Below are 268 nucleotides of genomic sequence, written 5' to 3' on the forward strand. Positions count from 1 at the left end.
GTTGCAAGAACCATTTCGCATAGATGCGGTTGATGTCGCCCGAAGTCAACACATTGCTGATCGCTGTATCGACAGCTTTCTTGAAAGCAGGATCATCTTTGCGCAGCATGATGCCGTATGGTTCAACCGACAAAGCTTCTTTGCTGATTTCGTAATCGCTTGGCGCCTTGGAATTGGCAGCCAAGGAAGCGAGCAAAATATCATCCATCACGAAAGCGACGGCACGACCGGTTTCTACCATCAGAAAGGCTTCCGCATGGTCTTTGGC

General features: G+C 49.6%; 1 protein-coding gene. It reads right to left on the bottom strand.

Features of this window, described 5'->3' with window-relative positions; translation table 11 throughout:
• A partial coding sequence (locus QN347_RS20045; RefSeq protein ID WP_323494436.1) for a transporter substrate-binding domain-containing protein occupies positions 1-268 on the bottom strand: 268 nt, incomplete at both ends.

Source organism: Sphingomonas sp. 10B4, assembly GCF_035019905.1.
In the GTDB taxonomy this organism is placed as follows: domain Bacteria; phylum Pseudomonadota; class Alphaproteobacteria; order Sphingomonadales; family Sphingomonadaceae; genus Sphingomonas; species Sphingomonas glacialis.